Below are 12,331 nucleotides of genomic sequence, written 5' to 3'. Positions count from 1 at the left end.
TCACTCCCCCGCGGCCGCCGTGGCCTTGAGCGCCAGCCACAGTTCCATCCGGACGTCCGGGTCGTCCAGGGAGCGGCCCAGGATCTCCTCCACCCGGCGCATCCGGTAGCGCAGCGTGTGGCGGTGGACGCCGAGGTCGGCCGCCGCCGCGTCCCACTGGCCGTGGTGGGACAGCCAGGCCCGCAGCGAGGCGACCAGGTCACCGCGGCCCGTCGCGTCGTGCTCGCGCAGGGCGCGCAGCAGTCCGTCCGCGAAGGCGCGTACGGCGTCGTCCTGGAGCAGCGGGAGCACCGATCCGGTCGCGAGTTCCTCGTGCTCGACCAGCGCCCGGCCGCGCCGCCGGGCCACCGAGAGTGCCTGTTCGGCCTGTTTGTACGCGGCAGCGGCGGCGATCGGCCCGGCGGGAGCCGACATCCCGACCACCAGTTCGTCCTCGTCGGCGGCCGACTGCTCGCGGGCGGCGGCCCGGGCGGCCTGGACCGCCGGCGCGTACTCCTGGCAGGCGGCGACGGCCGCGCCCCCGTCGACGGCGAGGATCACGAGCCGGGCCTCCCCCTCGGGCACGACGAGCACGGCCTCGCCGGAGCGGGCGGCGGCGGACTCGACCGCCTCCACGAGCCCCTCCAGGGGGTCCCCGTCCGCGCCGGCCGTCGCGAGCACGACGGCGGTCGGCGGCGCCGTCACCACGCGCGCGTGCCCGTCGGCGTGCGCCCGGGCGGCCGACGCGGACGCCGACTCGGCGACGATCACCCGGAAGGGCGCGTCCAGGAGGTCTCCGTACAGGTCCCCGGCCACGGCGCGGGCGTGGTCCGGCTGCCCGGCGAGCAGCATGCGCAGTACCGCCGCGCCGATCCGCTGCTCGGCGGCGTGCAGGGACCGGGAGCGTTCGGTGGTGAGGGTCAGCAGGGCGATGGCGGAGTGCACGGCGTACCGCTCGGCGGTGCCCAGCGGGGCGGCCGTGCCCACGGCGAGCGCGGCGCGCGGGCGCCGTCCGGTGCCCAGGGAGTGCAGCTCGATGCGGTCCTCGCCGTTCGGCCCGCCGACCACGGAGCTGGCCGGCGCGGGCCGCTCCCGCAGCCGTTCCACGTCGGCGGTGAGGCGTGCGGCGCGGCGCCCCGCCCACTCGGGTGCGGCGGCGGCGACGGCGCCGGACGCGTCGTACAGCGCGGCCCAGCCGTCGACCTGGGCGGCGAGCGCGGTGAGCAGTCCCTCCGGACCGTCGCTGAGCGCCTGCCTGGTCAGCTCGCGCTGCGCGGCGAACCCCGCGGTCACGGCCCGGTACTGGTCGGCGGCGATCGCGGCGGAGACGGCCTTGCTGATGGCGAGGAAGGGGGTGCGGCGCGGCACCTCGAGCAGCGGGAGCCCCTCCTCGCGGGCCGCGTCCACGAGTGCCTTCGGGACCTCGTCGTAGTTGACGCCGACGGCGAAGCCGAGGCCGACCACGCCCGCGCCCGCCAGCCGCTTCACATAGCGGCGCATGGTCTCCGGGTCGTCCGCGTCCAGCTTGAGGGCGGTGATCAGGAGCAGTTCGCCGCCCTCCATGTAGGGCACGGGGTCGGCGAGTTCGCTGACGTGCGCCCAGCGGACGGGGACGTCCAGGTGGTCCTCACCCGCGCGCACGGTCAGCTTGAGCGCGGTGTGGTGGACCAGCGAGGCGAGGGTGAGGGGCATGGGGCCTTCGGTCTGAGTGATCGTCGTGACCTGTGTGATCTGTGTGATCTCTGTGATCGTCGTGATCCTTGGCCGCCGCGTATGAACGACCTGTGCCGATTCTGCCTCACCGTACGGTCCCGCGGACCCGGAACCCCGTCAGTTCCGCAGATCCACCAGGAGCGGCGGGGCGTGCTCGCCCCTCACGTTCCTCAGCGAGAGCACCGCATGCCCCGGCGGCACCGCGTGCGCCAGCTCGGACGCGGACCACCGCTCGCGCTCGACCTGGCGGACGGTCACGGCGCGCGCGGTCGGCGCATGCCCGGTGATCACCCGGCGCAGCATGTGGAGGGCCTTGCCCGCCGGCGTCTCCGCGATGATCTGCCGGTCGGTGACGTCCCGGGTCTCGGTCCACTCCTTGCCCCACACCTCGGCGAAGTCCTGCCCGTCCCAGGGAGTGAGACCGGACAGCGCCATCCGGCACCCGGTGGCGCCGAGCAGGGGTCCGCGCAGCGGCCGGGGCACGTCGTCGAGGGTGCGCAGGGTGAGGACGACACCGGCGTTCGCGGACCTGAGCCGCTGGATGCCGCGGACGGCCTCGGGCGTGACGACACCGCTCGCGTCGTCGAGGAGCAGGCAGGCGAACAGGGACCGGTCCTCGCGGGTGGTGACACTTGCCGTGAACTGGGCGAGCACCAGCCGCGCGAGGATCCTCGAGGCGTCGGCGTGACCGCGCTCGGGCAGGTCGATGCGGACCCGCACCGGGTGGTCGAGGGCCCGCAGGGAGAACGGCCGGGTCTGCCCCGAGGTGTCGAAGAACGGGGCGAAGGCGGGCCGGTCGAGCAGCGCGACCCGGTCGGCGAGGACGCCGCCGACGTCGCCCGGGTGCCGGGACTGCCGCTCCCGGGCGTCCAGTTCGCGCAGCAGGGCGTCCTGCCCGGTGTCCTTCAGGGCCTTGCGCAGGGCGGCGAGGGGCCCGGGCGCGCCGTCGAGGAGCTCGCGCAGCTCCGGTACGGACGGGAAGCGCCCGTGGACGGCCCGGTAGGGCCCGAGGAGCTGCGCGAGGACGGTGGTGGAGCGGCGGCTGTCCCCGCCGGGGTGCGGGTCGGCGAGGTCGCCGGCGAGTGCCTCGGCGAGCACGGCCGCCGCCTCGTCCGCATCGGTGGTCCCGCCGTACAGGTCCAGGTCGTAGGCGGAGTCGGGATGTCCGACGCGTACGACGACGTCGTAGGCGTCCGCCGGTCCGAGTCCGGCGCCGGCCGCGCCGACCACGACCAGGGCGGCCCGCCCGGTGAGTGCGTGCAGGCAGAGCGACTCGGCGAGCGGCCACACCAGCGAGCTGGTCTTGCCGGACCCTGCGGGCCCGACGGCGACCAGGGAGGTGGCGAGCAGGTCGGGGCCGAGGGCGAGTCCGCTGCCGCGGTAGGCGTAGGGGTTGCGGGGGTCGTCGAGGGCGGTGCCGAGGCGCACCTGGCCGGTGAACAGGTCGTGGCGGGCCAGCCGGGCGGGCAGGTCGCGCTCCCCGGAGGGGTGCGGGCAGGCGGCGGCGCCGTCCTTGAGGACCGCGCCGGTGAACGCGGCGAGGTCGTGCCGCCCGCTGAGCACGCCCTGCCAGGCGCGGGTGATGCGGGCGTGGTCGACGTCGCGCATCAGCCCGGCGTGCGCGTCGGCGGCGAGGCGGTCGGCGGCCTCCTGCGCCCCCGCGGCCCGGAGCTGGTTGAACCGGGCGGGGTCGTCCTCGGGCGCGGGGGGCTTCTCGGCCACGGGCGCCGCGGCGCGCCAGGCGGGCGGTCCGAAGCGGCGCCAGACCTCGCCCCAGCGGCCGAGCTTGCCGACCGTGAGCATGATGGCGAGGGCGATGACCGTGTAGTAGCCGTACCAGAGGACGGCGTTGCCGATGCGGTCGTCGCTGTGCCGCCAGGAGTCGGGGGTGAACAGGTCCAGCGGTACCACCCACCAGCTGCCCAGATAGCCGTTCCACAGCAGCGACCAGATCAGCCAGCCCACCAGGAACGCGATCAGCGCGCCGCTGAGCAGCTGCCGGGTGGGGGTCCGCTCCGGTTCCTGTTCGGGTCGCGGCCGGTGCCCGAAGCGCCACACGCCGGGCAGCGCGGGCGGCCGCGGCGCCCGCAGCCAGGCCAGGAACGCCGAGCCGTCCGGCCGCGGCGGCAGCCCGGGCGCGTGCGCCGGGCGGGGCGGGGCCTGGGGCGGTCCCGCCGGACGCGGCACGGGGGTGGCCCGTGTGCTGCGTGCGTCCTGCGTTCCGTCGCTGTCCATCGCCGTTGCCCCCTGACCAGCCGCTCCGTCCACCATCAGCGAGTCAATCTAACGTCCTCGCAAGGGGAGTTCACCGCATACGCGACCAGGTGTCCGGTGACACGTCCCCTCCGCCCCGTCCGCCGCTATGTCCACGGCGGACAAGGCGGCGGGCTCAAGGTGCCCACATGGAGCATGCCCACCCTTCGCGGCCCCCCTTAACCTGCGGGAAAAGAAGGAAAGCGTCCGAAAAACACCCCCGCCGGCACGACCGTCGGGACACCCCGTCGGCACGACCGTCGACACGCCCGAACGCAAGATCATCAGGGAGCCCCCATGACCGCACTTCCGCAGGAGCGCCGCGTCGTCACCGCCATCCCCGGCCCGAAGTCGCAGGAGCTGCAGGCCCGCCGTACCGCCGCGGTCGCCCAGGGCGTGGGTTCCGTGCTGCCGGTGTTCACCGCCCGGGCGGGCGGCGGGATCATCGAGGACGTCGACGGCAACCGGCTGATCGACTTCGGTTCCGGTATCGCGGTGACGTCCGTGGGCGCCTCCGCCGAGGCCGTCGTACGCCGGGCGTCGGCGCAGCTGCAGGACTTCACCCACACCTGTTTCATGGTCACGCCGTACGAGGGCTACGTGGCCGTCGCCGAGGCGCTGGCCGAGCTCACGCCGGGTGACCACGCCAAGAAGTCCGCGCTGTTCAACTCGGGCGCCGAGGCCGTCGAGAACGCGGTCAAGATCGCCCGCGCGTACACCGGGCGGCAGGCGGTCGTCGTCTTCGACCACGGCTACCACGGCCGTACCAACCTCACGATGGCGCTGACGGCGAAGAACATGCCGTACAAGCACGGTTTCGGTCCGTTCGCGCCCGAGGTCTACCGCATGCCGATGGCGTACGCCTACCGCTGGCCGACCGGCCCGGAGAACTGCGGCCCCGAGGCCGCCGCGCAGGCCGTCGACCAGATCACCAAGCAGGTCGGCGCGGACAACGTGGCCGCGATCATCATCGAGCCGGTGCTGGGTGAGGGCGGCTTCATCGAGCCGGCGAAGGGCTTCCTGCCGGCGCTGCGCAAGTTCGCCACGGACAACGGCATCGTCTTCGTCGCCGACGAGATCCAGTCCGGCTTCTGCCGCACCGGCCAGTGGTTCGCCTGCGAGGACGAGGGCATCGTCCCCGACCTGATCACCACCGCCAAGGGCATCGCGGGCGGTCTCCCGCTCGCGGCGGTCACCGGCCGCGCCGAGATCATGGACGCCGCGCACGCGGGCGGCCTGGGCGGCACCTACGGCGGCAACCCGGTCGCCTGCGCGGGCGCGCTCGGCGCGATCGAGACGATGAAGGAGCTGGATCTCAACGCCCGCGCCAAGGAGATCGAGGAGACCATGAAGGCCCGCCTGACGGCGATGGCCGAGAAGTTCGACGTGATCGGCGACGTCCGCGGCCGCGGCGCGATGGTCGCGATCGAGCTGGTGAAGGACCGTACGACGAAGGAGCCGAACCCGGAGGCGACCTCGGCGCTCGCCAAGGCCTGCCACCAGGAGGGCCTGCTGGTCCTGACCTGTGGCACCTACGGCAACGTGCTGCGTTTCCTGCCGCCGCTGGTGATCGGCCAGGACCTGCTGAACGAGGGCCTGGACATCATCGAGCAGGCGTTCGCCCGCATCTGACCACCAACGTCAGAGCGTGTGAAGAAGGTGTGCGAGGTGGATGACGGGACACGATTCCGGCTGTCGGAGCGGTTTTCCCTGCCGTAGGTTCTTCCCCGGATGAGAGATACACCCGCCCACAGGGGATTGTGGGCGGCACTGGGCCGGGGCCTCCCCAGCTTCGACCTGGTCGTGCCCTCGCGCACACAAGGAGCCTTCGGCTCCGGATCTCCTCATGATCGGACGGCCGCACGCCCCAAACCCCCCGGGGCGGGCGGCACCCCGATCACCACGGCCGTCTCGGAACCACCCCCCCTGTTCCGGGGCGGCCGTTCCGCGTTCTGCCTCCCCCGGTGGCGGGTCCCGGTCACGATCGCCGGGCCGGCCCTGCGAAGCTGTCCGACGTGTCGTCGTCGCGAGAACCCGCCCCCCACCGCGGGTGGCCGGCCCGTGTCCTGGCCGCCTCCGTCCTCCTCTTCCTGCTCCTCACCTGGCAGGTCGTCGCTCATGGCCCGCTCGCGCGGGCTGACCGGCGGCTGAGCGCGGACCTGGTCCGCCCCGACCGGCTCTCGGGGATTCTCGCCGACCTGGGGAGCATCTCCGTCGCCGTCCCGGTCCTCGCGGTGGTGCTGGTGTGCGTCGCCCGGCGTGCCCGGCGTGCCGGCGTGCGGCGGTGGTGGCTGCCGTCCCTCGCCGCGGCGGTCCCGATGGCCCTCGTCCCGGTGGTCGTGCTCCCGCTCAAGGACCTCGTCGCCCGGCCGGGCCCACCCGTGATGGGCCCGGCCACCGGGTTCTTTCCCTCCGGCCACACGGCCACCGCCGCCGTCGCCTACGGTGCGGCGGCCCTCGTCCTGCGGCCCCGGCTACGCACGGCGTGCGCCCGCCGCGGAGTGCTCCTCGCCTGCCTCGCCCTCAACCTCGGCGTGGCCTTCGGTCTGGTCCGCCACGGCTACCACTGGCCCCTGGACGTCGTGGCCAGTTGGTGTCTGTGCGCCGTGCTGCTGACCGGGCTCACGGTGTTCCTCGGCCGGCACGCGGGGCCGTAGGGGCCGGGCAGGCCCTCAGCTGTCGAAGCCCAGGCCCAGCCGGTCCATGGTCCTCAGCCACAGATTGCGCCGCCCCTCGTGTGCGTCCGCCCGCGCCAGCGACCACTTCGTCAGCGCGATGCCCGTCCAGGCGAACGGCTCCGGGGGGAACGGCAGCGGCTTCCTGCGGACCATCCTCAGTTCCGTCCGCTCCGTGCGCTCCCCCGCCAGCAGGTCCAGCATCACCTCCGCGCCGAAGCGGGTCGCGCCGACGCCGAGGCCCGTGTAACCGGCCGCGTACGCCACCCTCCCCTGGTGGGCGGTGCCGTAGAACGCCGAGAAGCGCGAGCAGGTGTCGATCGCGCCGCCCCACGCGTGGGTGAAGCGGACGCCCTCCAGCTGCGGGAAGCAGGTGAAGAAGTGCCCGGCGAGCTTGGCGTACGTCTCCGGACGGGCCTCGTACTCGGCGCGCACCCGGCCGCCGTACGGGTAGATCGCGTCGTAGCCGCCCCACAGGATGCGGTTGTCGGCCGAGAGCCGGAAGTAGTGGAACTGGTTCGCGGAGTCCCCGAGGCCCTGGCGGTTCGTCCAGCCGACCGAAGCCAGCTGGCCTGCGGTGAGCGGCTCGGTCATCAGCGCGTAGTCGTAGACCGGCACGGTGTAGGAGCGAACGCGCCGCACCAGGCTCGGGAAGACGTTCGTGCCGAGCGCGACGCGCCGTGCGCGCACCTCGCCGTACGGGGTGCGGACGGCCATGCCGGCGCCGTACGGCTTCAGGGTGAGGGCGGGTGTGTGTTCGTGGATGCGGACGCCGAGGCGCAGGCAGGCACGTTTGAGACCCCAGGCGAGCTTCGCCGGATGCAGCATGGCCACGCCACGGCGGTCGTACAGGCCCGCCAGGAAGGTGGGCGAGTGGACCTGGTCCCGTACCGCGTCCGTGTCCAGGTACTCGACGCCGTCGGCGAGTCCCCGGCGTTCCATCTCGGTGTACCAGTCCTTCAGTTCCCAGGCCTGGTACGTCTCGGTCGCGACGTCGATCTCGCCGGTGCGCTCGAACTCGCAGTCCAGCGAGTGGCGGGCGACCGCCTTCTCGATCTCGTCGAGGTTGCGGGCGCCCAGCTCCTGCAGCTTGTGGATCTCGTCCGGCCAGCGGGCCAGCCCGTTGGCCGGGCCGTGGGTGAGGGAGGCGGCGCAGAATCCTCCGTTGCGGCCGGAGGCGGCCCAGCCCACCTCGCGGCCCTCCACCAGCACCACGTCCCGCCCGGGGTCGCGCTCCTTGGCGATCAGCGCGGTCCACAGTCCGCTGTAGCCGCCGCCCACGACCAGCAGGTCGCAGGTCTCGGCGCCGGTGAGCGCGGGCTCGGGGCGGGGCCTTCCGGGGTCGTCCAGCCAGTACGGGACCGGCCGGGCGTCGGAGAGAGAACTGGTCCAACGGGTCATGGCGCTCGGGGCCATGATGTCAACTCCCTACGGAATTCTGCGGAACGGTGATTACGCCTTCTGGCGCTTCCTGCGGTTGCCGGCGGCCATGGACGCCAGCACGAACAGGACGGCGACGACGAACATCGACGTGCCGATGACATTGATCTGGACGGGCGTTCCACGCTGCGCCGAGCCCCATACGAACATGGGGAAGGTGACGGTCGAGCCCGCGTTGAAATTGGTGATGATGAAATCGTCGAAGGAGAGCGCGAAGGCGAGCAGTGCTCCGGCGGCGATCCCGGGGGCGGCGATGGGGAGCGTGACCCTCAGGAACGTCTGGACCGGGCCCGCGTACAGGTCCTGCGCGGCCTGTTCCAGCCTCGGGTCCATCGACATCACGCGCGCCTTGACCGCGGTGACGACGAAGCTGAGGCAGAACATGATGTGGGCGATCAGGATGGTCCAGAAGCCGAGCTGAGCGCCCATGTTGAGGAACAGGGTGAGCAGCGAGGCCGCCATGACGACCTCGGGCATCGCCATCGGCAGGAAGATCAGCGAGTTGACGGCGCCGCGCGCGCGGAAGCGGTAGCGGACCAGTGCGAAGGCGATCATCGTGCCGAGGACCGTGGCGCCGAGCGTCGCCCACACGGCGATCTGGAGGCTGACCGCGAGCGAGCCGCACATCCCGGCGACGCCGCACGGATCCCGCCAGGCGTCCGTGGAGAACTGCTGCCACTGGTAGTTGAAGCGGCCCGTGGGCTTGTTGAAGGAGAACACCGTGACGACGACGTTCGGCAGCAGGAGATATCCGAGCGTCAGCAGTCCGGCGATGACGACGAGACGGCGTTTGAGCCAGTTGACGCTCGCGCCGAATATGCGACTGGGTCGCGTGTCCATTTAAACCAGATCCTCCGTGCCGGACCGGCGGATGTAGACCGTGACCATGACGAGGATCGCGGCCATCAGGATGAACGAGAGGGCGGCCGCCTTCGGATAGTCGAGGACGGTCAGGAACTGCGTCTGGATGACGTTGCCGACCATGCGGGTGTCCGTGGAGCCGAGCAGATCGGCGTTGACGTAGTCGCCGGCCGCCGGAATGAACGTCAGCAGGGTGCCGGAGACCACGCCCGGCATCGACAGCGGGAAGGTGACCTTGCGGAAGGTGGTGAAGGGCTTCGCGTACAGGTCGCCGGCCGCCTCGTGCAGGCGCGGGTCGATGCGCTCCAGCGAGGTGTACAGCGGCAGGATCATGAACGGCAGGAAGTTGTACGTCAGTCCGCACACCACCGCGAGCGGCGTGGCCAGCACGCGGTCGCCCGAGGTCCAGCCCAGCAAGTTGGTGACGTCCAGGACGTGCAGCGTGTTCAGGGCGCCGACGACCGGGCCGCCGTCCGCCAGGATCGTCTTCCAGGCGAGGGTACGGATCAGGAAGCTGGTGAAGAAGGGCGCGATCACCAGGATCATGATCAGGTTCCGCCAGCGGCCCGCGCGGAAGGCGATGAGGTAGGCGAGCGGGTAGCCGAGGAGCAGACACAGCAGCGTCGCGGCGGCCGCGTAGAGGACCGACCGCACGAACTGCGGCCAGTAGGCGGACAGTGCGTTCCAGTAGGTGGCGAAGTGCCAGGTGACCTTGTACCCCTGCTCCAGGGAGCCCGTCTGCACCGAAGTGGACGCCTGGTAGATCATCGGCAGCGCGAAGAAGACCAGCAGCCACAGGATGCCGGGCAGCAGCAGCCAGTACGGCGTGAGGCGGCCCCGTCCGCGCGGGGGCTTCCTGCTCTCGGGTGCGGGGGGCGCGAGGGGCGGCGGCGCCTCGGTGACGGCGGCCATCAGGCGGCCACCCCTTCTCCGGGCTCCACGCTCGCGTCGTCGGCGTCGCCGGTCCCGGCAAGCAGGGACTGGGCGGCGTCCAGGCCGAAGGTGTGGGCCGGGCTCCAGTGCAGGACGACCTCCGCGCCGGGAACCAGGCGGGGGTCGCGGTCGATGTTCTGGGCGTAGACCGCGAACTCCGGGCAGACCGGGCTGTCGACGACGTACTGGGTGGAGACGCCGATGAAGCTCGCGTCGGCGATCCTTCCGGTGATGCGGTTGCGGCCCTCGGGGACCTCGCCCGCGTCGTCGGCGTGGATGAGGGAGATCTTCTCCGGGCGGACGCCCACCAGCACCTTTCCGCCGCCGGCCGTCGGCGCGCAGCAGCGTGCCCCGGGGAGGGTGAGCTTGCCGCCGCCCGCCTTCAGGACGATCTCCTCGCCGTGCCGGGAGTCGACTTCGGCCTCGATCAGGTTGGAGGTGCCGAGGAAGTTGGCGACGAACGTCGTCCGCGGGTTCTCGTACAGGTCGGTGGGCGAACCGAGTTGCTCGACCCGGCCCGCGTTCATCACGGCGACCGTGTCGGCCATCGTCATGGCCTCCTCCTGGTCGTGCGTGACATGGATGAAGGTGATGCCGACCTCGGTCTGGATCCGCTTGAGCTCCAGCTGCATCTGACGGCGCAGCTTGAGGTCGAGGGCGCCGAGCGGCTCGTCCAGGAGCAGCACCTTCGGGTGGTTGATCAGTGCGCGGGCCACGGCCACGCGCTGCTGCTGGCCGCCGGAGAGCTGGTGGGGCTTCTTGCGCGCCTGCTCGCCGAGCTGCACCAGCTCCAGCATGTCCTCGACCTGCTTCTTCACCGACTTGATGCCGCGCCGGCGCAGGCCGAAGGCGACGTTCTCGAAGATGTCCAGGTGCGGGAAGAGGGCGTAGGACTGGAAGACCGTGTTCACCGGGCGCTTGTACGGCGGCAGGTGGGTGACGTCCTGGTCGCCGAGACGGACGGTGCCGCTCGTCGGTTCCTCCAGGCCTGCGATCATGCGCAGCGTGGTGGTCTTGCCGCAGCCGGAGGCGCCGAGCAGGGCGAAGAAGGAGCCCTGCGGCACGGTGAGGTCGAGCGGGTGTACGGCGGTGAACGAGCCGTAGGTCTTGCTGATGCCCGCGAGGCGGACGTCGCCGCCGGTGTCTGTCGTGGTGTTCATCGTCGTCACGCCCCTGTGAGCTTCGCGAACTTCTCTTCGTAGGCCGTCTCTTCCTTCTGCGTCAGCGAACGGAAGGCGTGGGACTTGGCGGCCATGGCCTTGTCGGGAATGATCAGCGGGTTGTTCGCCGCCGACTTGTCGATCTTCGCGAGGTGGTCCTTCACGCCGTCGACGGGGGACACGTAGTTGATGTAGGCGGCCAGTGCGGCGGCCTGTTCGGGCTCGTAGTAGAAGTCGATGAGCCGTTCGGCGTTCGTCTTGTGGCGTGCCTTGTTGGGAATCAGCAGGTTGTCGGTGGACGTCATGTAGCCGCTGTCCGGGATCACGTAGTCGACGTCCGGGCTGTCCGCCTTGAGCTGGACGATGTCGCCGCCCCAGGCCACGCAGGCGGCCAGGTCGCCCTTGCTCAGGTCGGAGGTGTAGTCGTTGCCGGTGAAGCGGCGGATCTGGCCCTTGTCGACGGCCTTCTGCAACCGGGCCATCACCGCGTCGAAGTCGTCGTCGGTGAACTTCGCCGGGTCCTTGCCCATGTCGAGCATCGTCATGCCGACGCTGTCGCGCATCTCCGACAGGAAGCCGACACGGCCCTTGAGCCTCGGGTTGTCGAGCAGGTCGGAGACCGACCTGACCTCGATGCCGTCGAGCGCCTTCTTGTTGAACGCGATGACGGTCGAGATGCCCTGCCAGGGGTAGGAGTAGGCGCGGCCCGGGTCCCAGTCGGGGGTGCGGAACTGGGCCGACAGGTTGGCGAAGGCGTGCGGCAGGTGGGACGGGTCCAGTCTCTGCACCCACCCCAGGCGGATCAGTCGGGCGGCCAGCCAGTCGGTGAGGACGATGAGGTCGCGGCCGGTGTCCTGGCCCGCGGCGAGCTGCGGCTTGATCTTGCCGAAGAACTCGTTGTTGTCGTTGATGTCCTCGGTGTACCTGACCGTGATGCCGGTCCGCCGGCGGAACGTGTCGAGGGTCGGGTGGTGCTTGCCGCTGTCGTCGGCGTCGATGTATTCGGGCCAGTTGGAGAAGTTGACGACCCTCTCCCTGGCGGAGAAGTCCTGGGCGGACGTGCCGCCCTGTGTCCTGCCGGCCGGCGGGATGCCGCAGGCGCTCAGCGTCCCCAGTCCGCCCACGGCGAGCACACCGCCCGCGGAGGCGCGCAGCAGTGAACGGCGGGTCAGGGCGGCCCTGCCGCTGCGGAAACTGCGCCGCACGGCGGCCACTTGGGCCGGGGTCAGGCGGTCGGGCTCGTACTGCTCCATGCGCGTGGTGCCCTTTCGGAGGTGGTGCCCTTTCGGGAGGGTCGTGCGGCCGCGGGTCGGGCGG

The 12,331-nt window shown here is 71.7% G+C and carries 9 protein-coding genes; 2 read left to right on the top strand and 7 right to left on the bottom strand.

The genetic code is table 11. The features are described 5' to 3' along the window. Both AC5WS8_RS22085 and AC5WS8_RS22080 read right to left on the bottom strand, forming a co-directional pair. The gene (locus tag AC5WS8_RS22085; protein ID WP_496105166.1) at positions 1 to 1,671 is read right to left on the bottom strand and encodes a PucR family transcriptional regulator; all 1,671 of its coding nucleotides are present in this window, start codon (positions 1,669 to 1,671) and stop codon (positions 1 to 3) included. A gap of 138 nt (positions 1,672 to 1,809) precedes the next feature. After that, a complete protein-coding gene (locus AC5WS8_RS22080) occupies positions 1,810 to 3,927 on the bottom strand; it encodes a type IV secretory system conjugative DNA transfer family protein (protein WP_496105165.1) in 2,118 nt (705 codons plus the stop codon). A gap of 315 nt (positions 3,928 to 4,242) precedes the next feature. On the opposite strand from AC5WS8_RS22080, the gene gabT reads away from it, so the two are divergent. Continuing rightward, entirely contained in the window at positions 4,243 to 5,577 is a 1,335-nt protein-coding gene (gabT, locus tag AC5WS8_RS22075; RefSeq protein WP_496105164.1) for a 4-aminobutyrate--2-oxoglutarate transaminase, read from the top strand. A 383-nt stretch (positions 5,578 to 5,960) separates the two neighbouring features. Continuing rightward, a complete protein-coding gene (locus tag AC5WS8_RS22070; RefSeq protein ID WP_496105163.1) occupies positions 5,961 to 6,602 on the top strand; it encodes a phosphatase PAP2 family protein in 642 nt (213 codons plus the stop codon). 15 nt (positions 6,603 to 6,617) lie between these two features. Here the strand turns inward: AC5WS8_RS22070 and AC5WS8_RS22065 are convergent, their stop codons facing one another. From AC5WS8_RS22065 to AC5WS8_RS22045, 5 genes are read right to left on the bottom strand one after another with little or no spacing between them, the layout of a single operon-like run. Further along, positions 6,618 to 8,036 carry an NAD(P)/FAD-dependent oxidoreductase gene (locus AC5WS8_RS22065; RefSeq protein ID WP_496105162.1) on the bottom strand — a complete coding sequence of 473 codons (1,419 nt, stop codon included), beginning with the start codon at positions 8,034 to 8,036 and terminating at the stop codon, positions 6,618 to 6,620. A gap of 36 nt (positions 8,037 to 8,072) precedes the next feature. Then, entirely contained in the window at positions 8,073 to 8,900 is an 828-nt protein-coding gene (locus AC5WS8_RS22060; protein ID WP_496105161.1) for an ABC transporter permease, read from the bottom strand. Further along, complete coding sequence (locus AC5WS8_RS22055; RefSeq protein ID WP_496105160.1) at positions 8,901 to 9,833, bottom strand: ABC transporter permease; 933 nt, start codon at positions 9,831 to 9,833, stop codon at positions 8,901 to 8,903. It abuts the gene before it with no gap. Further along, entirely contained in the window at positions 9,833 to 11,023 is a 1,191-nt protein-coding gene (locus AC5WS8_RS22050) for an ABC transporter ATP-binding protein (RefSeq protein ID WP_496105159.1), read from the bottom strand. Before AC5WS8_RS22050 ends, AC5WS8_RS22055 begins: the two co-directional genes overlap by 1 nt. Then, entirely contained in the window at positions 11,020 to 12,267 is a 1,248-nt protein-coding gene (locus AC5WS8_RS22045) for a polyamine ABC transporter substrate-binding protein (RefSeq protein ID WP_496105158.1), read from the bottom strand. The genes AC5WS8_RS22050 and AC5WS8_RS22045 overlap by 4 nt, the downstream gene beginning before the upstream one ends. Positions 12,268 to 12,331 lie beyond the last annotated feature (64 nt).

Source organism: Streptomyces sp. PTL18 (genome assembly GCF_059510295.1).
Note: the sequence above shows the minus strand (reverse complement) of the source record. Positions and strands in the feature narration are given on the sequence as shown.